The sequence below is a fragment of the Nocardioides sp. S5-5 genome (assembly GCF_054954065.1).
Genome location: NZ_CP199913.1, coordinates 4,422,439 through 4,447,080, shown reverse-complemented (window position 1 = coordinate 4,447,080; position 24,642 = coordinate 4,422,439). Strand labels below are relative to the sequence as shown.

Annotated in this window: 18 protein-coding genes; 7 read left to right on the top strand and 11 right to left on the bottom strand. The window is 72.2% G+C overall.

Translation table 11 applies throughout. The features are described 5' to 3' along the window. Positions 1 to 9: 9 nt before the first annotated feature. From ACUP6Y_RS21490 to ACUP6Y_RS21470, 5 genes are all read right to left on the bottom strand, one after another. Positions 10 to 3,429, bottom strand: a complete 3,420-nt coding sequence (locus ACUP6Y_RS21490; protein WP_462552996.1) for a pyruvate carboxylase — start codon at positions 3,427 to 3,429, stop codon at positions 10 to 12. Positions 3,430 to 3,448: 19 nt separating this feature from the next. After that, positions 3,449 to 4,711 carry a 2-oxo acid dehydrogenase subunit E2 gene (locus ACUP6Y_RS21485; RefSeq protein ID WP_462552995.1) on the bottom strand — a complete coding sequence of 421 codons (1,263 nt, stop codon included), beginning with the start codon at positions 4,709 to 4,711 and terminating at the stop codon, positions 3,449 to 3,451. 4 nt (positions 4,712 to 4,715) lie between these two features. Continuing rightward, positions 4,716 to 7,361, bottom strand: a complete 2,646-nt coding sequence (gene aceE / locus ACUP6Y_RS21480) for a pyruvate dehydrogenase (acetyl-transferring), homodimeric type (protein WP_462552993.1) — start codon at positions 7,359 to 7,361, stop codon at positions 4,716 to 4,718. Between the two features lie 85 nt (positions 7,362 to 7,446). Continuing rightward, the gene (locus ACUP6Y_RS21475; RefSeq protein WP_462552992.1) at positions 7,447 to 8,343 is read right to left on the bottom strand and encodes a LysR family transcriptional regulator; all 897 of its coding nucleotides are present in this window, start codon (positions 8,341 to 8,343) and stop codon (positions 7,447 to 7,449) included. Between the two features lie 125 nt (positions 8,344 to 8,468). Further along, complete coding sequence (locus ACUP6Y_RS21470) at positions 8,469 to 9,134, bottom strand: lipoyl protein ligase domain-containing protein (protein WP_462552991.1); 666 nt, start codon at positions 9,132 to 9,134, stop codon at positions 8,469 to 8,471. Between the two features lie 202 nt (positions 9,135 to 9,336). On the opposite strand from ACUP6Y_RS21470, the gene ACUP6Y_RS21465 reads away from it, so the two are divergent. From ACUP6Y_RS21465 to ACUP6Y_RS21455, 3 genes are all read left to right on the top strand, one after another. Next, complete coding sequence (locus ACUP6Y_RS21465) at positions 9,337 to 10,344, top strand: HNH endonuclease signature motif containing protein (protein WP_462552990.1); 1,008 nt, start codon at positions 9,337 to 9,339, stop codon at positions 10,342 to 10,344. Between the two features lie 478 nt (positions 10,345 to 10,822). After that, on the top strand, positions 10,823 to 12,334 hold the full coding sequence (gene ltrA / locus ACUP6Y_RS21460; protein ID WP_462552989.1) for a group II intron reverse transcriptase/maturase: 1,512 nt from the start codon (positions 10,823 to 10,825) through the stop codon (positions 12,332 to 12,334). 677 nt (positions 12,335 to 13,011) lie between these two features. Further along, positions 13,012 to 13,347 carry a DJ-1/PfpI family protein gene (locus tag ACUP6Y_RS21455; protein ID WP_462552988.1) on the top strand — a complete coding sequence of 112 codons (336 nt, stop codon included), beginning with the start codon at positions 13,012 to 13,014 and terminating at the stop codon, positions 13,345 to 13,347. Positions 13,348 to 13,484: 137 nt separating this feature from the next. Here the strand turns inward: ACUP6Y_RS21455 and ACUP6Y_RS21450 are convergent, their stop codons facing one another. From ACUP6Y_RS21450 to ACUP6Y_RS21435, 4 genes are all read right to left on the bottom strand, one after another. Next, positions 13,485 to 14,348 carry an ATP-binding protein gene (locus tag ACUP6Y_RS21450; RefSeq protein ID WP_462552987.1) on the bottom strand — a complete coding sequence of 288 codons (864 nt, stop codon included), beginning with the start codon at positions 14,346 to 14,348 and terminating at the stop codon, positions 13,485 to 13,487. A 94-nt stretch (positions 14,349 to 14,442) separates the two neighbouring features. Next, on the bottom strand, positions 14,443 to 15,105 hold the full coding sequence (locus ACUP6Y_RS21445; protein WP_462552986.1) for a response regulator: 663 nt from the start codon (positions 15,103 to 15,105) through the stop codon (positions 14,443 to 14,445). Between the two features lie 196 nt (positions 15,106 to 15,301). Continuing rightward, positions 15,302 to 16,024 (bottom strand): GAF and ANTAR domain-containing protein, encoded by a 723-nt coding sequence (locus ACUP6Y_RS21440; protein ID WP_462552985.1) that lies wholly within the window; start codon positions 16,022 to 16,024, stop codon positions 15,302 to 15,304. Between the two features lie 51 nt (positions 16,025 to 16,075). After that, complete coding sequence (locus ACUP6Y_RS21435) at positions 16,076 to 16,792, bottom strand: GAF and ANTAR domain-containing protein (RefSeq protein WP_462552983.1); 717 nt, start codon at positions 16,790 to 16,792, stop codon at positions 16,076 to 16,078. A gap of 89 nt (positions 16,793 to 16,881) precedes the next feature. Here ACUP6Y_RS21435 and ACUP6Y_RS21430 point away from each other — a divergent pair, with 89 nt between their 5' ends. From ACUP6Y_RS21430 to ACUP6Y_RS21415, 4 genes are all read left to right on the top strand, one after another. Further along, complete coding sequence (locus tag ACUP6Y_RS21430; protein ID WP_462552981.1) at positions 16,882 to 17,976, top strand: fatty acid desaturase family protein; 1,095 nt, start codon at positions 16,882 to 16,884, stop codon at positions 17,974 to 17,976. 67 nt (positions 17,977 to 18,043) lie between these two features. Further along, positions 18,044 to 19,465 (top strand): NAD(P)/FAD-dependent oxidoreductase, encoded by a 1,422-nt coding sequence (locus ACUP6Y_RS21425; RefSeq protein ID WP_462552980.1) that lies wholly within the window; start codon positions 18,044 to 18,046, stop codon positions 19,463 to 19,465. 64 nt (positions 19,466 to 19,529) lie between these two features. Continuing rightward, positions 19,530 to 20,222 (top strand): NAD-dependent deacylase, encoded by a 693-nt coding sequence (locus tag ACUP6Y_RS21420; RefSeq protein ID WP_462552979.1) that lies wholly within the window; start codon positions 19,530 to 19,532, stop codon positions 20,220 to 20,222. Positions 20,223 to 20,307: 85 nt separating this feature from the next. Further along, positions 20,308 to 21,042: a hemerythrin domain-containing protein gene (locus ACUP6Y_RS21415; protein ID WP_462552978.1), complete on the top strand. Its 735-nt coding sequence runs from the start codon at positions 20,308 to 20,310 to the stop codon at positions 21,040 to 21,042. A gap of 22 nt (positions 21,043 to 21,064) precedes the next feature. Here ACUP6Y_RS21415 and ACUP6Y_RS21410 read toward each other — a convergent pair whose 3' ends face one another. Further along, a complete protein-coding gene (locus tag ACUP6Y_RS21410) occupies positions 21,065 to 23,077 on the bottom strand; it encodes a sensor histidine kinase (protein ID WP_462552977.1) in 2,013 nt (670 codons plus the stop codon). Then, complete coding sequence (locus tag ACUP6Y_RS21405) at positions 23,074 to 24,462, bottom strand: BTAD domain-containing putative transcriptional regulator (protein ID WP_462552976.1); 1,389 nt, start codon at positions 24,460 to 24,462, stop codon at positions 23,074 to 23,076. The genes ACUP6Y_RS21410 and ACUP6Y_RS21405 overlap by 4 nt, the downstream gene beginning before the upstream one ends. Between the last annotated feature and the right edge of the window lie 180 nt (positions 24,463 to 24,642).

Here is a 24,642-nt window from a genome sequence, read left to right as displayed (position 1 = left end):
TGCGCCTGCTCACCCCAGCTCGAGGACCAGGTCACCCCCGTCGACGGGGTGTGTGCCGCGGATGGCGAGCCGCTTGACCACGCCGGCGACGGGTGTGGTGATCGCGGCCTCCATCTTCATCGCCTCGATGGTGGCGACGGTGTCGCCGGCGGCGACCTCGTCGCCTTCGGCGACGGTGACGGTGACGACGCCTTGGAAGGGCGCGGCGACGTGGCCGGGCTGGTGGGGGTCGGCCTTCTCGGCGGCGGCGACCTCGGCGGAGACCGAGCGGTCACGGATGGAGATGGGGCGGATCTGGCCGTTGAGGCGGGCCAGGACCGTGCGGTAGCCGCGCTCGTCAGGCTCGCTGATCGCCTCGAGCTCGACGAGGACGCGCTTGCCCTCGTCGATGTCGACGGCGTGCTCGGTCTCGGGCTGGAGTCCGTAGAGGAACTCCGTCGTGGGTACGACGGACAGGTCGCCCCAGCGGGCCCGGGCCTCGGCGTACTCCCGGGTCGGTCCGGGGAACAGCAGCCGGTTCAGGGTGCCGCGCCGGTCGCCTGATGCGGGGTCCAGGCCGGCCTCGTCCTCGGCCGAGAGCTCCGAGGCCGGCGGGGTCCAGGGGCGCCCGGCGATGGCCTTGGCGCGGAACGGCTCGGGCCAGCCGCCCGGGGGGTCGCCGAGCTCGCCGTGGAGGAAGCCGATGACCGAGGCCGGGATGTCGTACGACGACGGGTCGGTCGCGAATGCCTGTGCAGTTTGCGCCGGGTCGGCGCTTGTGGTGATGGAGTTGGCGACGAGCGCGAGGGCCAGGTCGCCGATCACCTTGGAGGAGGGGGTGACCTTGGGGACGCGGCCGAGGATGTCGTTGGCGGCGGCGTACATGTCCTCGACCTGCTCGAACCGCTCGCCGAGGCCGAGGGCGATGGCCTGCTGGCGCAGGTTGGAGAGCTGGCCGCCGGGGATCTCGTGGCGGTAGACCCGCCCGGTCGGGGCGGGCAGGCCGGACTCGAAGGGCGCGTAGAGGCGGCGGACCGCCTCCCAGTAGGGCTCCAGCGCGTTGACGGCGGTCAGCGACAGACCGGTGGAGCGGTCCGAGTGGTCGGTGGCCGCGACCAGGGAGGACAGCGGGGGCTGGGAGGTGGTGCCGGCCATGGAGGCGGTGGCGGCGTCGACCGCGTCCACGCCGGCCGCGATGGCGGCGGTGAGGGTGGCGAGCTGGCCGCCGGCGGTGTCGTGGGTGTGCAGATGCACCGGCAGGTCGAAGCGCTCGCGCAGCGCGGTCACCAAGGTGGTCGCGGCGGGTGCGCGGAGCAGTCCGGCCATGTCCTTGATCGCCAGCACGTGCGCGCCGGCCTGGACGATCCGTTCGGCCAGCCGCAGGTAGTAGTCGAGGGTGTAGAGGTCCTCGTCCGGCGAGGACAGGTCGCCGGTGTAGCAGAGCGCGACCTCGGCGACGGAGCTGCCGGTGGCGCGGACCGCCTCGATCGCGGGCCGCATCTGCTCGACGTCGTTGAGGGCGTCGAAGATCCGGAACACGTCGATGCCGGTGGCGGCGGCCTCCTCGACGAAGGCGTCGGTGACCGCGGTCGGGTGCGGCGTGTAGCCGACCGTGTTGCGCCCGCGCAGCAGCATCTGCAGGCAGATGTTCGGCACGGCCTCGCGGAGCTTGGCCAGCCGGTCCCACGGGTCCTCGGAGAGGAAGCGCAGCGCGACGTCGTACGTCGCCCCGCCCCAGCACTCCAGGGACCACAGCTCGGGCGTCATCCGCGCGACGTGCCCGGCCACGCCCACCAGGTCGTGGGTGCGCACCCGGGTGGCGAGCAGCGACTGGTGGGCGTCGCGGAAGGTGGTGTCGGTGACCGCGACGCCCGGCCGGGAGCGCAGCTCGGCCGCGAAGGCCGAAGGTCCGACGGCGAGCAGCCGCTGCCGCGACCCGTCCGGCGGGCTCGCCGCGAGGTCGAGGGCAGGCAGCTTCGCCACCGGTGCGACCGAGACGGGGACGGCGCCGTGCGGCTGGTTGACCGTGACGTCGGCCAGGTAGGTCAGCAGCCGGGTGCCGCGGTCGCCCGACGCGCGGGCGGTGAGCAGCTGCGGGTGGGTCTCGATGAACGAGGTGGTGACCGCGCCGGTCGCGGCGTTCGAGAAGTCCGGGTCGTCGAGCAGCGCCTGCAGGAACGGGATGTTCGTGGCCACGCCGCGGATCCGGAATTCGGCGACCGCGCGTCGGGCCCGGGCGACGGCGTCCTCGAAGGTCCGGCCACGACAGGTCAGCTTGGCCAGCATGGAGTCGAAGTGCGGGCTGACCTCGGCGCCGGTGAAGGTGGTGCCGCCGTCGATCCGCACGCCCGCGCCGCCCGGCGAGCGGTACGCCGTGATGGTGCCGGTGTCGGGGCGGAACCCGTTGGCGGGGTCCTCGGTCGTGATCCGGCACTGCAGCGCGGCGCCGCGCAGCCGCACGGTGTCCTGGGAGAGCCTGAGGTCGGCGAGGGTCTCGCCCGACGCGATCCGCAGCTGGGCCTGGACCAGGTCGACGTCGGTGACCTCCTCGGTCACCGTGTGCTCGACCTGGATCCGCGGGTTCATCTCGATGAACACGTAGTTCCCGGCCGGGTCGAGCAGGAACTCGACCGTGCCGGCGCACGAGTAGCCGATCTCACGGGCGAAGCGCACCGCGTCGGCGCACATCCGCTCCCGCAGCTCCGGGGCCAGCCCGGGCGCCGGGGCGATCTCGACGACCTTCTGATGGCGTCGCTGCACCGAGCAGTCCCGCTCGAACAGGTGGATCACGTTGCCCACGCCGTCGGCGAGGATCTGCACCTCGATGTGGCGCGGGTCGACCACCGCCTGCTCGATGAACACGGTCGGGTCGCCGAACGCGCCGTCGGCCTCGCGCATGCAGGTCTCGATCGCCTCGCGCAGCTGAGCACGGTCGTCGACCCGGCGCATGCCGCGCCCGCCGCCGCCGGCGACGGCCTTGACGAACAGCGGCGCCGGGATCGCCTCGGCCGCCGCGATCAGCGCATCGACATCGGTCGACGGCTCGACCGACGACAGGGTCGGCACACCGGCCGCCTTGGCCGCCGCGATCGCGCGGGCCTTGTTGCCGGTCAGGGTCAGCACCTCGGCCGACGGTCCGACGAAGGTGATCCCGGCCGCCGTACACGCCTCGGCGAGCGCCGGGTTCTCCGACAAGAAGCCGTAGCCCGGGTAGATCGCGTCGGCGCCGCATGCGACGGCGGCCGCGACGATCGCCTCGGGGTCGAGGTACGAGCGCACCGGGTGGCCGCGCTCGCCGATCTCGTAGGCCTCGTCGGCCTTCAGCCGGTGCTCGGAGCCCCGGTCCTCATGGGGGAACACGGCGACCGTCGCCGCCCCCAGCTCGTACGCCGCGCGGAACGCACGGATCGCGATCTCGCCACGGTTGGCGACCAGCACCTTCGAGAACATCGGGACTCCTGCAGTTCGGCTAGAGCGAGAGACGGCGTACGTCGGCGGCCAGGTGGGCGAGGTGGGCGGTGAACCGCGCGGCGAGCGCACCGTCGATCACCCGGTGGTCGTAGGACAGGCACAGCGGCAGCATCAGCCGGGGGACGAAGGTCTCGCCGTCCCAGACCGGTGCCAGCTTCGAGCGTACGACGCCGAGGATGGCCACCTCGGGTGCGTTGACGATCGGCGTGAACGCGGTGCCGCCGATGCCGCCGAGGCTGCTGATCGTGAACGTCGCGCCCTGCATGTCGGTCGCGGTCAGCTTGGCGTCGCGGGCCCGGGCGGAGAGGTCGGCGAGCTCGCGGCTGATCTCGAGGACGCCCTTGCGGTCGACGTCGCGCACGACCGGGACGACCAGGCCGTCGGGGGTGTCGACGGCGACGCCGACGTGGACGTAGTCCTTGAGCACCAGCTCCTCGCCCGACAGTGAGCTGTTGACCTCAGGGTGCTTGCGCAGCGTCGCGGCCGCCGCCTTGAGCAGGAAGCTGAGCAGGGTGACCCGGTAGCCGTCGGCCTTCGCGGCCTCGTCGAGCTCGCGGCGGTAGGCGTCGAGGTCGGTGATGTCGGCCTCGTCGCAGTGGGTGACGTGGGGGACGTTGAGCCAGGAGCGCTGCAGGTGCGGGCCGGAGATCCTCTTGATCCGCGACAGAGGGACGCGCCGGACCGGGCCGAACTTCGAGAAGTCGACCTCGGGGATGGCGGGGATCCCCGCACCTGTGGGGGTTCCAGCGGCGGCGGGCGCGACGCCGCGGTCGTAGTGCGCGAGCAGGTCCTGCTTGGTGACCCGGCCCTTGATGCCGCTGCCCGCGACCGTGGTCAGGTCGACGTCGAGCTCGCGGGCGAGGCGTCGTACCAGCGGGGTGGCCCGGAGGCCGTCGTCGTCAGAGCCGGCCGTCGCCGGCTCCACTACCTGGGCCACGACCGGCTGCTCGACGGCGGGCGCTGGCGCCTCCTCGGCCGGTGCGGGCGTCTGCGTGTCGGGTGCGGCCTCGACGGTCGCGGTCTCCACGACCGCGATCACGCTGCCCTGGCTGACGGTGTCGCCGACGGCGACGGAGACCGACACGATGGTGCCGTCGACGGGCGAGGGCACCTCCATCGTGGCCTTGTCGGTCTCCAGGGTGATGAGCGGGTCCTCCGCCTGCACGACGCTGCCGGGGGCGACCAGCACCTCGATCACGGGTACGTCGGAGAAGTCGCCGATGTCGGGAACGCGAATGTCGATGCCGTTGTCCACTGTCATGTCCTCACGCGTGGGCCGGGTCGGCCCGGTCGGGGTCGATGCCGTACTTCTCGATCGCCTCGGCGACGACGTCGGCGGTGACGACGCCCTCGTCGGCCAGGCGGCGCAGGGCGGTGACGGCGATGAAGTGCCGGTCCACCTCGAAGTGCCGGCGCAGGTTGCGGCGGTAGTCCGAGCGGCCGAAGCCGTCGGTCCCGAGCGCGGTGTAGCTGCCGGGCACGAACCCGCGGATCTGGTCGGCGTACGCCTTCATGTAGTCGGTCGCCGCGACGACCGGCCCCGCGGCGGAGCCCAGGCACTGCGCGACGTACGACGTGCGCGGCTCCTCGAGCGGGTGCAGGGTGTTCCACCGCTCGACCGCCAGGCCGTCGCGGCGCAGCTCGGTGAAGCTCGGGACGCTCCACACGTTCGCCTTGACCTTGAAGTCCTTGGCGAGCAGCTCGGCGGCCGCGAGCACCTCGCGCAGGATGGTGCCCGAGCCGAGCAGCTCGACCTTGGCCGCGCCGCGCCCCTTGCCGGGCTGGAGCAGGTACATCCCCTTGAGGATCCCGTCGGTCACGCCCTCGGGCATCGGCGGCTGCTCGTAGTTCTCGTTCATCAGGGTGAGGTAGTAGAAGACGTCCTCCTGCTCGGCGTACATCCGGCGCAGGCCGTCGGCGACGATGACCGCCAGCTCGTAGGCGTAGGTCGGGTCGTAGGCCACGCAGTTGGGGATCATCGCGGCCTGCAGGTGGCTGTGGCCGTCCTCGTGCTGCAGGCCCTCGCCGTTGAGCGTGGTCCGCCCGGCGGTGCCGCCCAGCAGGAAGCCGCGGGCGCGGATGTCGCCGGCCGCCCAGGCCAGGTCGCCGATCCGCTGGAACCCGAACATCGAGTAGTAGATGTAGAACGGGATCATCGGGGTGTCGTTGCTGGAGTACGACGTCGCCGCCGCGATCCACGACGACATCGCGCCGGCCTCGTTGATGCCCTCCTGGAGGATCTGGCCGCTGGCGTCCTCCTTGTAGAACATCAGCTGGTCGGCGTCCTCAGGCGTGTAGAGCTGGCCGCTCTGCGAGAAGATGCCGACCTGCCGGAACAGGCCCTCCATCCCGAAGGTGCGCGCCTCGTCGGGGACGATCGGGACCACCCGCCTGCCGATCTCCTTGTCGCGCAGCAGCTTGGTCAGGATCTGGACGAAGGCCATCGTCGTGGAGATCGCGCGGCCGTTGGAGCCGGCGGTCTGGCCGAACGCCTCGACGCCGGGGACGTTCAGCGCGGTCGACGTACGACGGCGCTCGGGCAGGTAGCCGCCGAGCTCCCTGCGGCGGGCGTGCAGGTAGGCGTGCTCCTCGGAGCCCTCGGGGAACGAGAGGTAGGGCAGGTCGAGGAGCTGCTCGTCGGCGACCGGGATGGCGAACCGGTCGCGGAAGGCGCGCAGCGCCGGCTCGGCCACCTTCTTGGCCTGGTGGCTGATGTTCATCCCCTCGCCGGCCGCGCCGAGGCCGTAGCCCTTGACCGTCTTGGCCAGGATCACGGTGGGGGTGCCGGTGTGGGCGTTAGCGGCGGCGTAGGCGGCGTACACCTTCTGCGGGTCGTGGCCGCCGCGGGTCAGCCGCCAGATCTCGTCGTCGCTCCAGTCGGCGACCAGCGCCTTCAGCTCGGGGTCGACGCCGAAGAAGTGCTCGCGGACGTAGGCCCCGTCCTTGGACTTGAAGGTCTGGTACTCGCCGTCGACGCACTCCATCATCCGCCGCTTGAGCGCGCCGCTGGTGTCCTGGGCGAGCAGCTGGTCCCAGCCGGAGCCCCAGATCAGCTTGATCACGTTCCAGCCGGCACCGCGGAAGACGCCCTCGAGCTCCTGGATGATCTTGCCGTTGCCGCGCACCGGGCCGTCGAGGCGCTGCAGGTTGCAGTTGACGACGAAGACCAGGTTGTCGAGCTTCTCGCGCGCGGCCATCGAGATCGCGCCGAGCGACTCCGGCTCGTCGGTCTCCCCGTCGCCGAGGAAGGCCCACACCTTGCGGGCGGCGGTGTCGGCGAGGCCGCGGGCATGGAGGTACTTGAGGAAGCGGGCCTGGTAGATCGCCATCAGCGGCCCGAGGCCCATCGAGACGGTCGGGAACTGCCAGAAGTCGGGCATCAGCCAGGGGTGCGGGTACGACGACAGCCCGTTGCCGCCGGTCTCCTGGCGGAAGCTGTCGAGCTGGGCCTCGGTGAGCCGGCCCTCGAGGAAGGCGCGGGCGTAGATGCCGGGGGAGAGATGGCCCTGGACGTAGACCAGGTCACCGCCGTGCCTCTCGGTCGGAGCGTGCCAGAAGTGCTGGAAGCCGACGTCGTACAAGGTGGCGGCGGACTGGAAGCTGGCGAGGTGGCCGCCGAGCTCGGTGGAGTCCTTGTTGGCGCGCAGCACCATGGCCAGAGCGTTCCAGCGGATCGCGGAGCGGATCCGGTGCTCGACCGCGCGGTCGCCGGGGTGGGCCGGCTCCTCGTCGGCCGGGACGGTGTTGACGTACGGCGTCGTCGCCACGAACGGCACCCGGCTGCCGAGGCGCTGGGCCTCCGCCAGGACCTGGTCGAGCAGGAACTTCGTGCGCGCCTCGCCCTCGAACTCCAGGACGGCCGCGAGCGCGTCGCGCCACTCCTGCGTCTCGGCGGGATCGATGTCGGTCAACAGAGGTCCTCGGGTCGGTGGTGATGGGCATCACCATCCTCCGGGCCGCTGCTGGAATGCGTCCAATGCCTAGTTTTCTATTGAACTATGCATCAGAGACATGGATCTTCCGGCTCGTGCGGAGTGCGTGCTCGCGGAAGTGCGCCGACGCCGGCGGCAGCGTGCGGTCGCGGACCCAGGCCAGCCCGATCTCGCGCGAGGCGCGCACGTCCGTGACCCGGAGGGAGGGCGCGGCGGGGGAGGCGCCACCGCGCGGCTCGGGCAGCAGGGCGACGCCGAGTCCCGCCGACACCAGGCCGCGCAGGGTCTCCACCTCCTCGCCCTCGAACCCGATCCGCGGCGCGAAGCCCACCTGCGCGCACAGGTCCTCGGTCACCGCCCGCAGGCTGAAGCCCGGCTTGAGCACGATGAACTGCTCGTCGGCCACGTCGGCGAGGCGTGCGGTGCGCCGGGTGGCGAGCCGGTGGTCGGGCGGGACGACGAGCCGCAGCGGCTCCAGGAACAGCCGCCGGCTCTCCAGCTGGAACAGCTGCGGCCGGTCGCCGGTGATCGCCAGGTCGACCGCGCCCCCGAGCAGGTCGTCGATCAACCCCTCGTCGCCGTGCTGGCGCAGGTCGAAGCGCACCTGCGGCCGCTCCGCGCGGAAGGTGCGGATCAGCTCCGGCACCAGCCAGGTGCCGAGCGTGTGGAGGAAGGCGACCGGCACGAACCCGCCGTCCGGCGCGGTGATGTCCCGCACCGAGCGGACCCCGCGCTCGTACGACTCGACGGTCTCCCGCGCATGCAGCGCCAGCTCGCGCCCCGCCGGCGTCAGCACCAGCCCGCGCCCGACCCGCTGGAACAGCGGCGTCCCCACCGCGCGCTCGAGCCGGGCCAGGGCCCGCGACACCGCCGGCTGCGTGCGGTGGACCTGCTCGGCGGTCTCGGTGACGGTGCTGCCGTCGGCCACGGCGAGGAATGCGCGGATGGTGTCCAGCTCCATGCACCCATGTTGTCAGTGCATGGGTGGTGGGGGTGGGAATCACCTCCTCAGAGGTGATTCCCACGCTTCCTGGCCAGTGCAACGGCCAAGAAGCGCCGGTTCCGGTCAAGAAGTCCCGCCAAACCTCAAGCGTCGCGCGACAGCTCCTCGAGGACCGCCTCGCGCAGTTCGGCCAGCCGGGGCCCGACTCCCGTGGCCCGGTGGGCCAGGTCCGCCCCGGCGGCCGCGCGGTCGGCGGCGTCCATCTGCAGCAGGTCGAGGACGTCGTACGGGTCCCAGCGGTCGTAGGCGATGCACTGGAACCGGGCACCGGCCTTGGTGCGTCGCTGCGAGATCCCGACCAGCTTGCGCCCGCCGACCAGCACCTCGCCCGGGCCGAGCGCCGCGAAGCACACCAGCCGCCCCCAGGGCGTCTGCTCCAGCCCACCGCGGTACAGCTCCGACGCGATGCCGAGCCGCCCCAGCGCCCGCTGCCACGCCGCCCCGAGCCAGTACGTCGACTCCCGCACGTCGTCGCTCCACCGCTCGTCGCCTCGCGGCACCACCACGTCGACCCACACCGAGCGGGCCGGGTCGACGTGGACGGCCCCGCCGCCGCTGCGCCGTCGTACGACGTCGACCCCGGCGGCCGCCGTCGCCACCGCGGAGGCGGTGGTGTGGTCCTGGGCGCTGCCGAGGACCAGGGCGGGGCCGGACGGCTGGAAGGACCAGACCTCCGCCTCGGCGAGGTCGTCCGGGATCACCCGGGCGTGGAAGTCGGCGATCGAACCGGTGAGGTGGCGCAGCTGCACAGGTGAAGTGTGCCTGAGCGGCTCAGGAGCGCGCGGGTGCGGGAGCCGGCGCGCTCTCCCAGGCCGGCGCCCTTGATCTCGAGCGCCTGCGGGTCGTAGACCCGCTGCTGCCGCTCGGCACCGTCTCTCTTTGCGGGGTCGGTTGCTCGCGGTGCGGTTGTCCAAAGGGTGGTTGTCCACAGCCACCACGTTGTTCGAGCGTATGTTCGAACCTAGGCGGCAGGATCGACGTACATCGACTCTCGGGAAAGGCCGCACGATGACCGTCGCACCTTCGCTGGTCCAGCCGCTGGTGGCTGCCGGCCTGCGCGCCGGTGCCGTGAACGCGGCGCAGGCGCGTGCGATCGCCTCCACCGTCGCCGATCTGCCCGAGCGGCTCGGGACCGAGTTGCGAGCCGATGCCGAGGCCCGGCTGCTCGAGTACGCCGCCGAGTTCGGCCCGGTCGAGCTGCGACGTCTTGGGCGCCGGATCCTCGACGTCGTGGCCCCGGAGATCGCCGAGGCCGAAGAGGCCCGCCGGCTGGAGGCCGAGGAGGCCGCGGCGCGTGATCGGGCGTCGTTGAGGTTCCGCAACCTGGGTGAGGGACGCTCCCGCCTGTCGGGCGTTCTGCCGACCGGGGCGGTGGAGCGACTCAAGGGGTACCTCGACGCCCACACCAACCCTGCCCACACCAACCCTGCCCGGCCCGATCATGACCGTTCGGCGCAGGCCAACGCGGAGGTGGCCCGCTCGCCGTTCCACCGTCGCCGGGCGTGGGCGTTGATGGACCTGCTCGAGCTCATCGACCCCGAGCGGCTTCCCGAGCACGGTGGGGACGCGACCACGGTCGCGGTGACCATCGACATCGACCAGCTCCGTGCTGACCTCGCCACCGCGGGCCTGCTCATCGGTGAGGGCCAGGAGGCCATCTCCGCGGCCGAGGCCCGTCGTCTGGCCTGCCAGGCCCGGATCATCCCCGTGGTGCTCGACGGCCGGGGCCGGGTGCTCGACCTGGGGCGTTCGGCCCGGCTGTTCCAGCCTGCGCAGCGGGCGGCGATCCGGTTGCGCGACCACACCTGTCGGGGCGAGGGATGCTCGATCCCGGCCAGGTGGTGCCATGTGCACCACCTGGACCCGGTGCGCCGTGAGGCGCCTGTTCTACCGAATGGAGGTGAGAGACCTCCGTCGCCGGTCTGTCGCAGCAGTCCGGTGAAGCTGAGGGCAGCCTGATCCGGGAGGTGCCGGGGAGGGTGGGAAGCAGCCCTGACAAAGCCGGGACGGTCCGGGATCACCAGACGGGCCGGGTCCGGCGAGCGTGATGAGAAGGAGTACGCGAGGAACCAGTGTCAGACGCCTCGTTATGTGGAGCCGGCTCAAACTTGGTGGATATGGGCCGGTGTACGGTGCGCGACGCCGAATGGGTCGGGTGCGTCGTCCGGCCAGCCGCAGCCAGTGGTCTGGTCAGCCCGTGGTGAAGGTCTGCGGCGTAGCCGCGGGGGCCGTCGGGGTAAAGCTGGGCTCCTCCCTCGTCGAGCGGTAGCAGGTGAACACGGGAACCATCCCGGTCGTGTCCCGGAACAGCACAACAGGCCCCGCAGCCAGCGGGTCCGGGTAGGCACACCGTCGGCCGAAGCGTCGGGATGGGGCGGAGCCGCCGTAGTAGTCCGAGGCCGGGAAAGCCGGTCACGCGACGTGCATCGCGGGCGTCATGGCGAAGGGCGGCAGCGAGTCAGGCAACGAAGGGACTGTCATGTCAGAAGACGCGTCGGTGAATATCGACGCCATGCTGGAGAGCCCCTATGGGGCCGAACGGCGGGTACTGGAGATTCAGACCAAGTTCCACCAATGGGCGGCGGCCGATCCTGGCCGCCGGTTCGATGATCTGTTCAACCTCGTGGTGGACCCGGCCTTTCTTGCTTTGGCATGGGAGCGGGTCCGGGGGAACAAGGGGGCACGTACTGCCGGGATCGACGGCAAGACAGCGGGTGAGATCGAGCGCTCTGAACGTGGAGTGAGCGGGTTCTTGTCCGAGTTGCGCGGCGATCTGAAGTCCCGCGCGTTCGAGCCGCTCCCGGTTCGGGAGAGGAAGATTCCGAAAGCGGGCGGCAAGGTCCGTCGGCTGGGGATTCCGACCGTGCGGGACCGGGTGGTGCAGGCGTCCTTGAAGTTGGTGTTGGAGCCGATCTTGGAAGCGGACTTCGATCCGTGCAGTTATGGTTTCCGTCCCCGACGCCGAGCCCAGGACGCGATCGAGGAGATCCGCCTGTACGCCCGCACCGGCTATGAGTGGGTGTTCGAGGGCGACATCGCGGCTTGTTTCGATGAGATCGACCACACGGTCTTGATGGACCGTCTACGTCGACGGGTCGGGGACAAGCGCGTCCTGGGGCTGGTCAAGGCGTTCTTGAAGGCGGGCCTGCTGGACGAAGAAGGACTCAACCGGGACACCCATACCGGCACCCCTCAGGGCGGCATCCTGTCGCCGCTGCTGGCCAACCTCGCCCTGAGCGTGCTCGATGAGCACTTCGCCGCAGTCGCGGCGCAACTGCCCAACGCCAGCGCCCGTTACCGACACCGCAACCGAGGAGGAGCGACCTATCGGCTGGTCCGGTATGCCGACGACTTCGTGGTCATGGTGTTCGGGACCGAGCGACACGCCCGGCAGTTGTGGGACGAGGTCGCGGACGTCTTGGACCGGATCGGGCTCCGGCTCGCGCCGGACAAAACCCAGGTCGTCCACATCGACGAGGGGTTCGACTTTCTCGGGTTCCGCATCCGGCGGCACCAGCAACGAGGAAGCGACCGGCGACACGTCTACACCTACCCGTCAGCGAAGTCGATGGCTTCGATCAAACGGAAGGTCAAGGCGGTCACCAGCACAATCACGACCAGCGACGTGAGCGAGGTGTTTCGACGTCTCAGCAGCATCACTCGCGGATGGGCCATCTACTTCCGGCACGGGGCATCAAGCGACGCCTACTCCAACCTCCACGACTACCTGTGGTGGAGCGTGTGGCGATGGCTACGCAAGCGACACCCCAAACGGCCCGCGAAGTGGATCGTCCGGCGCTACTACAACCGCCAGCACGGCTGGTGGCCCCGAGCGCAGGACGGCGTGAACCTGTGGCAACCCGCCACGATGACGATCGTTCGTCACCGCTACCGGGGAGCCGCGATCCCCACGCCATGGACCCAACAGCCAGTAACAGCACCGTCCTGAGGGACTCGTGGAGAGCCGGATGCGGTGAAAGCCGCACGTCCGGTTCGGGCAGGCGGTCGGGGGAAACGGACCCGGAGCAATCCGGACACCGCGCCCCCGGCCGACCTCACTGGTCGGCCGGTGGATCGACCGACCTGGACCGGGCTGTGAGCCTGTGCGGTCACCACCACCAACGCATCCACGACCGCCGCTACACCCACGAACGCCTGCCCGACGGCGACATCCGCTTCCACCGACGCACGTAGGCCCGCGCGGATGACGGCGCAGACACCTGGCCGGCGACGCGACCGCTGAGCTCGAGCAGGGGAGGGGCAGGGTCCGCACCCTGTCGGGGGCGTGATCGCACCCCGCGGACCTCCTGCGCGACGGCCGCGATCTGCGGTGTAATCCGGTCGTGCCCCGTGTCGCCTTCCTCGTCACCGCCGCGCGGTCGATCGAGCTTGCCGACAGCCCGGAGCACCCGACGGCCTACTGGGCGGAGGAGGTCCTGGCGTCGTACGAGCGACTGATGGAGGCCGGCGCCGAGGTGGTCGTGATGACGGCCGACGGGAGCCCGGCGGCGCCCGACCCGTACAGCCTCGATCCCGTCTTCCACCGGCCGATCGAGGACCGCGGCTACTTCGCCTCGGTCCACCGCACCTTCCATCCCGACCCGGGGCCGCCGCCTGGTCGATGTGATGGTCGGCGAGGGCCTCGACGGCGGGCTGCCCGAGGAGATCGACGGCCTGCGCGACCCGGTGGCGCCGTCAGAGCTGGGCGACGAGCAGGCCGACGGGTTCGACGCGGTCTTCGTGCCCGGTGGACGCGGGGCGATGGTCGACCTGCCCGAGAGCCCGGATGTCGCCCGGGTGGTCAGCGCCCTGCATGAGAGGCAGGCTCCGATCGCCGCGCTGTGTCACGGCCCGGCGGCGCTCCTCGCCGCCCCGACCGGTACGACGACCTGCGGCGCTACCAGTACCGGATCACCGGCGGCGACCTCGTCCCCGCCCACCACCTCGGCACCCTCGACGTGATCGACCTCGGCGAGGGCCGCTCCGTCCTCGTCTACGGCTCGGACGTCGAGCCGGCCGAGGTGGCCGCGGCCTTCGACGGGGCGATCGGCGAGGCCGTGGCGGCGCTGGGGCGTATCTGTCGCGGTGACTCCAGGGTCTCAGGGGCCGAGCAGCGCCGCTGGGACGACGCAGATCCCGTCGGTCCGACGATAGGCATGGGCGCCGGTGTTGAGGACCAATGCGGCACGCAGATCGTCTCCGATTCTCTCGCCGAGCCACTTCAGGTGTCTCAGGTCCTTCTCCTCGACCGTCGCAGAGAGCTTCACCTCGACGGCGACGACGCCACCATCGGGCCCGGCGACGATGAAGTCGACCTCGTGCTCACCGCGATGGGTGCGCAGGTGACGCACCTCGGCCTCCGCGGCCTGTGCGTAGACGCGGAGATTGAGTGCGATCAGGCTCTCGAACAGCGCTCCGAGCAGTGTGCCGTCGCGGGGGATGTGCGGTCCGGACGTGCCACCGGCCAAGAGCGTCTCAGGCGTGACATTCAGTAGTCTCGCCGCGAGGGCGGGATCGGCGAGCTGGTGCTTCTCGGAGGCTGCCAACTCCTTGAGTCTGCTCTGGGAGGGAAGCCAGGCGGGGACCGGATCGAGCAGCCAGAGTCGGGTCAGGATGTCGCGCCACGGCATGGTCGTGGTCTTGGCCGGCTTGTTCGCCACTCCGGGAGTGGCGGCGTCGCGAATGACCTCGTAGCTCGCCGTGGTCGACGTTGCTGCGGCGTAGGCGCGCATCCAGCCGCGCAGGGTGTCGGGATGCCGGATGACCATGCCCTGCTCGGGGAACTCGCGATCGATGACGCGCTGGAGATATCCGTCGAGCTGGGCGCGTAGCGCTCGGCCGGACAGGCCCCGCATTCCGGGGAAACCGCCCGCGAGGATCTCGTCGACGTAGTCGCCCAGCTCGATGTCGGTGTCACCGGACACCTCGCTCTGGGTACCCGCGAGGAGTCCTCCGAGGCTCACGGAGGCATGGATGCCCCGTTCGTGCTCGATCCGTGGATCGGCTCGGGCCCGCGATGGGGACGTCGTCGCGGGAGATCTCACCTGTCACGGGAGGTCAAGGCGGAGGAGGACGCCAGGCCACCCGATGGGCCGCGCCCACGGCAGCCAGCTGTGACGACGTCTCGAGCTTCGCGAGGATCGACTTGATCTGACTACGGACGGTCGCCTCGACGACCACCCGGGTCCGAGCGATCTCCCGCACCTGGGCGCCACGCATCAACGCCCCCAGGATCTCCCGCTCGACCGAGGTCAGCCGATCCAGCCGCCCCCGGATGACCCGTGTCTCGTCCCGGTCGGCGAGCGCCGCGACGACCAGCTGCGCGCGCTGCTCCAGCGGCATCAGGGGCAGGCCGTCGCGAACCCGTCGTGCGGTCGTGACCACCTGAGCCAGCGAGCAGGTCTTGTGCAGGACGTCTTTGGCGCCCTGCCGCACTGCCTCGCCCCACTGGAAGGGGTCTCGCGACTCGGTCAGCAGGACCACGGACGAGCCGGAGGCCGTCAACGGCGCGATCAGGCGGAGGCCGTCGCCGGCCCGGTCGAGCCTCTGCTCGAGCAGCACGAGCCGCCCTGCGCTGCGCAGCGCGGCGGCGAGCACACTCGCCGGGGAGGTGTCGCGACCACCGATCGCTACCGAGGTGACGATGAAGCCCTCGCTCTCCAGGGTCAGTGCGAGCGAGTCGGCGACCAGCGTGTGGCGATCGATGATCGTGATGCGCATCGGGCGTTGGCGTGGGCTGGGCACGCCGACGCCGGAATGCGGGCGTCGCTGCGAGAGCGGAGACGGTGAGACCGGAACGACCGAAGATGACATGGGGCCCCCAGGCGGCCTGCAAGGGAGACTCGCGGGGTCCGGGCGGGTCGGGTGAGGCCCCTGTCTATCACCTGCGTCGCCGACTCACTAGGGCCGATCGGCCTCAGGCGCCAGAGAGCTGGTCTCCCGTGAGTGAGCGGTCGACGACGAGGCGCGCCACGTCCTTCACCGGGAGGTTGTTGCGACGGCTGTAGGCCCGCATCAGCTGGAAGGCCACGTCGACGTCGACGCCGGCGCTCGCCATCAGCACGCCCTTGGCCTGCTCGATCAGGACCCGGTTGTCGAGGGCGGTCTGGAGCTGTTCGGCGATCAGCCCGGACTGGCGGACCGCCCGTTCTTGGAGCAGGCCGATCGTGGCGATGTCGGCGAGGGCCTGCCCGAGGGCCTGGTCGTCGTCGCTCAGCAGGGCGTCGGTGGTGCAGAACAGGTTCATCGCGCCGACGACGGAGTCCCGGAGGCGCAGGGGCAGGGCGTGGGCCGACTGGAAGCCGACCTCCGCGAGCGCGCCGCTGAACCGCGGCCACCGAGAGCGGGTCTGCTCGCTGCCGACGTTGACGACCGCGCGCCCCGTCTCGATGCACTCGAGGCACGGGCCCTCGTCGTTCTGGAGCTCGAGGAGCTCGAGGAGCTGCGCCTGGTCGCTCGTCGATGCGACGACATGAAGGACGCCGCGCGCGTCGAGCAGGATCACGCCCGCGGCGTCGGTGTTCAGGAGCTCGACGCTCCGTTCGGTCAGGGTCGACAGGAAGTCCAGAGCGTCGAACTCGTCGACCAGCGTGTCGGCGAGCTCGACGAACACCCGGGTGAGCCGTTGTTCACTCGTCATGATGCTTGCACCTCGCAGGTCGGGCCCGGCGCGGGGGGCCGGTTCCTGTACTCAATCATCCTCGTTCTCCTCGGGGTGGATGCGGATTCGCCCGGCCAGGATCTCTCGGGCGATATGCACCAGCGGCTGCTCGGTGGCGAAGGCATGAGCGCGCATCAGGAGCAGGGCCTCGGCCATGCCGACCGAGGCCGTGACCGAGAGGAAGCCGGTGGCCTGGTGGATCACGGCTCGGTACGCCACCGGTTCCCCGAGCTCGGGGTGCAGCGTGTCCTGCGGCCACATCTGATCCTGGAGATGGAGCAGGACCGCCACCGCCGCCGCGCCGTAGGCGTGAGCCGTCGCCGTCCGGTCGTCATCGAGGCGACCCGGGGCCGAGCGATACAGGCACAGGCTGCCGAGCCTGGTGCCGCCCACCTGGAGGGGAAGTGCGGTCACGGCCCCGACCCCTGCTGCCAGCGCCGAGGACGCGAACGCCGGCCACCGCGCCATCACGGCGTCGGCGAGGTCGTCGTGTCCGACCGCGCGGTTGGTGCGAGAGGCATCCAGGCTCGGGCCCTCACCCAGGTCGAACTGCAGCTCCTCGAGCCGCGACGCCAGCGGCCCCGATGCGCCGACCACCGCCTGGTGCCCGTCGTCGTTCATGAGCGTGATGCCGGCGCCGGCCAGATCGAGGGACCGGGTGCAGTCGACGCACAGCAGCTCGGGGAGCGATCGCCCCGCGCTGTCAGCGGCATTGATCGCAGCGAGGATCTGCGTCGTCGTCCTCACGCTTCCGCCCCTCGGGCCGTAGGAGTAGCCTCGAATGAAAGCCACCTCGGACCCCGGCGGCACCATCAGCGAGCAGCCGGGAGTACGTCATGTCCACCACCGATCCAGGGCATCCGCCCCGCAGCGACTACGGCGTGCTGGTGCGGGAGATTCGACGTCGAGGACTACTCCAGCCTAGACCCGCGTACTACGTGAGGCTCGGTGCCCTCGATCTCGGGTGTCTGGCCGTGCTCGTCCTCGCCCTCGTGGCACTGCGCGAGTCGTGGTGGGCGCTTGCCCTGGCCCCCGCCTTCGCCGTGGTGTCGACACAGATCGCGTTCCTCTCGCACGACGCCGCCCATCGTCAGGTCATCCGGGGGCGTCGGGCCACGACGGTCGTCTGCCTGCTCCTCGGCAACCTGCTCAACGGCCTGAGCTACGGGTGGTGGGTCGCCAAACACGACGCCCACCACGCGCACCCCAACGACCTGGAGACCGATCCCGACGTCGCCGTGGGCGTGTTCGTCTTCGACTCAGCGCAGGCCGGTGATCGCGATGGGGTGGCGGGATGGCTGACCAGGCACCAGGCGGTGCTGTTCTTCCCCCTGCTCACGCTCGAGGCGTTCAATCTGCGCGTCGAGGGAGTGCGCGCGCTCCTGCGGCCCGGGTTCCGGAACCGGTCCGTCGAGGCGGTGCTTCTCGTCGGCCATCTGGTCCTGTACCTCGGGCTGGTCGTGACCACGCTCACCTGGGCGCAGGGCCTCGTGTTCGTGCTCGTCCACCAGGCCCTGTTCGGCGTGTATCTCGGCTGCTCGTTCGCGCCGTCGCACAAGGGCATGCCCGCCGCCACGGCCGAGCAGAGCACGGACCCCCTGCTCCGCCAGGTGCTGTGCTCCCGAAACATCCGAGGCGGCCCCCTCGTCGATCTGGCACTCGGCGGACTCAACCTCCAGATCGAGCACCACCTGTTTCCGTCCATGCCACGTCCCAACCTCCGCCTTGCCCGGCCCGTGGTGCGCCGGCATTGCCAGGACCGGGGAATCCCGTACGCCGAGGCCACGCTCATCGCGTCGTACGGATCCGGACTCCGGCACCTGCGCCGGGTCGGGTCCGCCTCGCCCTTCGCCACCGGTGTCTGGGACGACGAGGGCGGAGCCGCGGGCCGGCCCGCCGGCTCGGCGGGAGGTCGGCGAGACGGTATGTAACGCCATCGGCCGAAAGAGTGACAGTGCGTCACTGGCGGACCGGCGGCCGGTCCGCCAGGGTGAGCGGGTGACCGCCACCGTCCCGGGGACCGTCTTCTCGCGCACGCCCGTCGACCGCGCGCTCGTCGACCACGCACTCGTCGGTGTGCGGGACGCCTGCTTCTGGATCGAGGACCTGCCCGAGCGCGCGCTCCACCCGCCCCTGCGCCGGGCGATCGACACCGACCTGCTGGTCGTCGGCGGCGGCTACACCGGGCTGTGGACCGCGGTGCTCGCCAAGCAGCGCGAGCCCGACCGCCGGGTCGTGCTGATCGAGGCGGAGCGGATCGGCTGGGCGGCCTCGGGGCGCAACGGCGGGTTCTGCGCGGCCAGCATCACCCACGGCGAGGAGAACGGCCGCTCCCGCTGGCCCGACGAGTACGACGAGCTGGAGCGGCTCGGGCTCGCCAACCTGGACGCCATCGAGGCCACCGTGCGGCAGCACGCCCTGGACTGCGACTTCGAGCGCACCGGCGAGCTGGACGTGGCGATCGAGCCGCACCAGGTCGCGGAGCTGCGGGCCTCCGGCGCCGAGATCATCGAGGCCGACGCGCTGCGCCGGATGGTCGACAGCCCGACGTACCTCGCCGGGGTCCTGGACCCCGCCGTCGCGCTGGTGCATCCGGCCAAGCTGGCCCAGGAGCTGGGCCGGCTCGCCGTCGAGCTCGGCGTCGAGATCTTCGAGGCCACCCGGGCCACCGGCATCGACGGCGCCGGCAGGCGAGGCCCGGTCCGGGTCGCCACCGAGGCCGGGATGGTCACCGCCCGCCGGGTCGCGCTGGCCACCAATGTGTTCCCGAGCCTGCTCGCGCGCTACCGGATGCACACCGTGCCGGTCTACGACTACGCCCTGATGACCGAGCCGCTCAGCGCCGAGCAGCTGGCGTCGGTCGGCTGGGAGGGCCGTCAGGGCGTCGGCGACCTGGCCAACCAGTTCCACTACTACCGGCTCAGCCGCGACAACCGGATCCTGTGGGGCGGGTACGACGCGATCTACCACTACGGACGGCAGGTCCGGCCGGCGTACGAGCGGCGCCCGGAGACCTACCGCCGTCTGGCCGAGCACTTCTTGACGACATTCCCCCAGCTCGCGGGCCTGCGGTTCAGCCACCAGTGGGCCGGCGCGATCGACACCTCGACCCGGTTCTGCGCCTTCCACGGCAAGGCCCTCGACGGCCGGGTCGCGCACACCGCCGGGTTCACCGGCCTCGGCGTGGGTGCGTCGCGGTTCGCGGCGGAGGTGATGCTCGACCGGCTCGCCGGCCTCGACACCGAGCGCACCCGCCTCGCCATGGTGCGCCGGATGCCACTGCCCTTCCCGCCGGAGCCGATCGCCTCGATCGGCATCCAGACCACCCGGTGGGCGCTCGACCGGGCCGACCGGCGCGGCGGGCGCCGCAACGCCTGGCTGCGCACCCTCGACGCCCTCGGCCTGGGGTTCGACTCGTGACCGCCCGCCGCGGACGTCCCTGGGCGGGTGACCGCTGTCACGCTGCGGCGGGTAGCCTCCCGTCGTGCCTCAGATCGTCGTCCTGACCGGTGCCGGGATCTCCGCCGAGAGCGGGGTGCCGACGTTCCGCGACGCCGACGGGCTCTGGGAGGGCCACCGGGTCGAGGACGTCGCGACGCCGGAGGGCTTCGAGCGCGACCGGGCGACGGTGCAGCGCTTCTACGACGAGCGCCGGGCCGCGCTGGCCACGGTGGAGCCGAACGCCGCGCACCGGGCCCTCGCCGAGCTCGAGGAGACCCTCGGCACCGGCCTGCTGGTCGTCACGCAGAACATCGACGACCTGCACGAGCGGGCCGGGTCGCGCAACGTGATCCACATGCACGGCGAGCTGCTCAAGGCGCTGTGCTGCTCGTGTGGCGTCGCGTCGCCATGGCAGGGCACGCTGCTCGACGAGCCGGCCTGCCCCGGCTGCGGCGCCCACGAGCTGCGCCCCGACGTCGTCTGGTTCGGCGAGGTGCCCTACGAGATGGACCGGATCGCCGACGCGCTCTCCGAGGCCGGCACCTTCGTCTCGGTCGGCACCTCGGGCGCGGTCTATCCCGCCGCCGGCTTCGTCCAGCACGCCCGCCGCCACGGCGCCCGCACCCTCGAGCTCAACCTCGAGCCCAGCGAGGGCAGCCACTTCTTCCACGAGTCCCGCCAGGGCCGGGCGGGCGACCTGGTGCCGCTGTGGGCGCGCGAGGTGCTCTGGACCTGAGCGACCCGGCGCAAACTAGCTCGGAGATCGTGTCGACCCGGCGGATCCCCAGTCGGCTCCCAGCGCCCGCGCCCATGCTCGCCGCATGAGCAGGAAGACCGAACCCACCGCCGCCCATCCCGCGCTCCTCCTCGCCGGCCAGGCGGCCTCGCCGCCCGGGCCGTGCGACCTGAGCGGGATGTACCTCATGCACCACGCCTTCCGGCGCGACCTGCGCGACCTGCTGGCCGCCGCCGAGCGCACCCCGGTCGAGGAGCGCGAGACCTGGGCCGAGATCGGGGTGCGCTGGGAGCGCTTCGCCCACCACCTGCACGAGCACCACGCGGTCGAGGATCGGGTGCTGTGGCCGCTGCTGCTCGAGCGGGTGGGCGCGGCACAGGACGACGCCGGCCGGGCGGTGCTGATCGCGATGGAGGCCGAGCACGCCCTCATCGACCCGCTGCTGGACCGGTGTGCCGACCTGGTCCGGGCGCTGGTCGCCGGCCCCGACGCCGCTGCGCTGGCCGAGCTCCCGGGCGTCCTCGCCGAGACCCGCCAGGTGCTCGACGCGCATCTCGGCCACGAGGAGCGCGACGCCGTGGCCCTGGTCCAACGCCACGTCGGCGCCCGGGAGTGGGCCGAGCTGGAGCGCCGCGAGTTCCGCGGCCGCCCGAGCCTGGGCGAGCTGCGCTTCCAGCTGCCCTGGATGGTCCACGAGGTCCCCGACGACATCGTCGCCGACCTGGTCAAGGCGGCCGGCCCCGGCTTCGCGCTGATCCTGCGGCTCTCGCGGGGCCGCTTCCTGCGCCACCAGCGGGCAGCCTTCCGGTACGTCGCCTGACGGCGCCCCGGCGCCCCGGCGCTCAGCGCGACGCGGGCAGCCGGAGCTCCAGGCGGGTGCCGGTGCCGGGGCTCGGCGCGGTCAGCTGGAGGACTCCGCCGAGCTCCTCGGCCCGCTCGCGCATCGAGCGCAGGCCCACGCCCTCGGCGGTGCCGGGGGCGATGCCGGCGCCGTTGTCGGACACGATGAACAGGGTGCCGCCGTCGGCTCGCCGGCGCAGCACGATGTCGCAGCGGCCCGCGCCGGAATGCCGCTGCACGTTGAGCAGGGCCTCGCTCGCCAGCTGGTAGACCGCGACCTGGACCGAGGGCTCGAGCTCGACGTCGGGGGCCACGCTGACCCGGACCTCGAGGTCGTCGCCGGTGAACCGCTCCGCGAGCGAGCCCAGCGCCGAGCCGAGGTCGCCGTCGTCCAGGGCGAGGGGCACCAGCGACCGGCTCAACCGCCGGACCTCCTCGCCCTGCTGGGCCAGCTCGCGCACCAGCACGTCGAGCATCTCCTCGGCCGCCTGCGGGTCGCGCTGCTGCAGCTCCCGGGCAGCGAGCAGGCCGAGCCGGATCCCGGCCAGGGCCGGCCCGAGACCGTCGTGCAGGTCGCGGCGCAGGGTACGGCGCTCCTCGTGCCGGACGTCGGTCATCCGGCGCCGGGCCGCGGTCAGCGCGTCAACTGACTGGGTGAGGTCGATCGTGATGCCGACCAGGCCGGCCACCTCGGCCAGCATCCGGGTGGTGCGCTGGTCCAGCCGCTCGCCCGGCCGGGGCGTGGCCACCAGCAGCCCGACCCGCCGCCCGCGGCTGCGCAGCGCGATGGTCACGTCGCTGTCGTGGACGGCCGGCTCGCGCGGCGGGGTCCCGGGCTGCTCGGCCACGATGTGGACCTCGGCGAGGCGCAGACTCCTGCTCAGCGCGGTGGCGAGCCCGTCGACGTCGTACTCCCCGCTGCGCTCGGCGCCGGAGAGCAGCCGGGCGGGGTCGGTGCCGGTGCCGTACACGAGGTCGTCCACTCGGCGTTGCAGGAGCCTGCGCAGCGGGGTCGAGCCCAGGCCGACCAGCCCGACGCCGAGGGCGAGGCCGAGCTCGGAGTCGTGAGGGAGCAGCCAGGTGGTGAGGCCGACGAGCAGGAGGTACGACAGCGCGATCGCCACGGTCGTCACCGCCCACATCACAGCCCGGTTGATCCGGGCGTCGACGCCCCACAGCTGCTGGCCGAGGACCAGCACCAGCAGTGCGGCGGGCAGGAACAGCTGGGCGAGCAGCAGCAGGGCGCCGCTCACCTCGGTCGCGGTCGCGACCCAGCCGGCTGGCACCGGCACCGCGAACGCCGCCAGCGCGACCACCATCGCGCCGTGGCCCGCGAGCAGCCAGGTCAGGCCGCGCCGCCGGGGGCCGGTGGTCCGACGGACCAGGACGGCCAGCCACACCCACTCGGCGGCGCCGAGCAGGGCCACCGCCCGGATCGGCCACCAGCCCAGGTCGTGGCGCAGCGACTGCCACCAGGCCACGTCGACGCCGAACGGGTTGGGCGGCAGTCCGGGGCCGACCGCGGTGAGACTGGGCAGCGTGGTCGCCGCGATCAGCACGACCGCGAGCGCCAGCACCGGCCGGCGCCGGCGCACACCCGGGACGACGAGGAGCGGGATCACGATGACGGTGGCGTAGACGCCGGGCGGCCAGGCCCAGTACTGCGCGTAGAACGCCAGGCCCTGCCCGGGCGGGCTCCCGCCGACTGCCTGGTAGGCGGTCGCCAGGGCCGCGGCGCCGGTGCCGACGGCCGTCAGCGCGAGGACCCAGACCACCGGGTGCCGCGAGCGCGGCAGCATCATCACCACGACGATGCCGTAGACCACCGCGGTCACCACGTCCATCACCCAGCTGGCGACCTCCGCGGGCTCCATCGCGGTGGCGACCAGCGTGACGACCGCGGCCAGCGCCATCGCCCAGGCGGTGGCCGCGATCAGCCATGCCGCCACGGTCCACGTTCCCGCCCGTGGGTACGGCGTCGCGGCCGGCCGGCGTACCGCCGCCGCCAGGCTCACCGCGGCTCCGCGGGGGTGGTGAGCCGCGAGCGGGCGGCGTGGGCGACGGCGGCGCCGATGATGAGCTCGCCGCGGGCCACGCCGCGGATCGCGCGCAGCACGTCGCCGGCCTCGGCCGACTTGAGCAGGTATCCCGACGCGCCGGCCTGCAGCGCCCCGGTGACGTAGTCGTCGTCCTCGTGCATCGTCATCACGAGCACCTTGAGGTCGGGGTGCGTGGCGAGCAGGGCGCGGGTCAGGTCGATCCCGGACTCGCCGGCCAGGTCGAGGTCCATCAACACGACGTCGACCCCGCGCGCCACCAGCTCGTGGGCGCCCGCGGGCTCGCCTGCCGCGCCGACCAGCTCCAGGCCGTCGAGCGAGCCGAGCAGCCCGGTCATGCCCATCCGGAACACCGGGTGGTCGTCCACGACGGCAACCCGCAGCGGTGGGGCCGGTGGCCCGTCGACCGGCTCGTCGGCCTCGATGGCGGTGTCGGGTGCCTGGGCGCGCAGTGGATCGAGGACCCGCTGCCACAGCCAGGGCTCCGGCCCGGTCGAGGGCTGGGTGGTCGGCTGGGTGGTCGGCTCGGCCCGCTGCCAGGTCACCGACGGGTCCTGGCGCAGGATCGCCGTCTGGAGCTCGCGGACCGGGGCACTGGGCTCGACACCGAGCTCCTCGTCGAGAACGGCGTGCAGGCGCTGGAGCGCCGCCAGCGCGTCGGCCTGCCGGCCGGACCGGGCCAGGGCGACGGCCCACAGCGTCCACCACCGCTCGTGCAGCGGATGGGCGCGGGTCATCGCCTCGAGCGCCGAGGCGATCTCGTCGTGCCGGCCGAGGGCCAGGTGTGCCACGACCCGCAGCTCCTCGGCCGCGGCCCGGTGGTCCTCGAGCCGGGCCCGCTCGGCCCGGGTGTCCGGGTCGTCGTCGAGGTCGGCGTACGGCACGCCGCGCCAGCCGGCGAGCGCGCGGTCGACGGACGCGAGGGCATGCTCGACCGCCTCCCGCGCGGTGGTGGGCGCGCTCGGCCGCAACGGGTCGGGTACGACGGCCAGCAGCTCCCGGGCCCGCGCGACGGTGTCGACGAGGATGGCGTCGTCGCGGTGCTGCCGGTCGATGCGCAGGGCGTACCCGCTGTGCTCGGTGATCAGCACCCGCGCCGGCTGCCGGGGACCGCGGTCCGGCTCGAGGGCGCGGCGCAGGTGGCCGACATAGCTCTGCAGCGTGCCCTGGGCGCTGGCCGGCGGCCGGTCGCCCCACACCCGGGCGATCAGCCCGGGCACGGAGAGCGGGCGGCCGTGCTCGAGGGCGAGTGCGGCGACGATCGCGCGTTGCCGCGGGGTCCCGAGGTCGATCTCGACGCCGTCGCGGCACACGCGAACGGGCCCCAGGACGTCGATCTGCACGCCCGTCATCGTAGGCGCGTGACTGGGAGTCGGCTGGGGCTTTGCCAGGACTGCGCCGGTCGGCTCGTGGCCCAGTGCGTCACCAGCGCCGGATCGCAGGCTGCGGGGCGAGAACCACCGACCCGAAACGGAGCACCGATGTCATCCCCCCGACCCCTCAAGGTCCTGCGCCGCTGACGC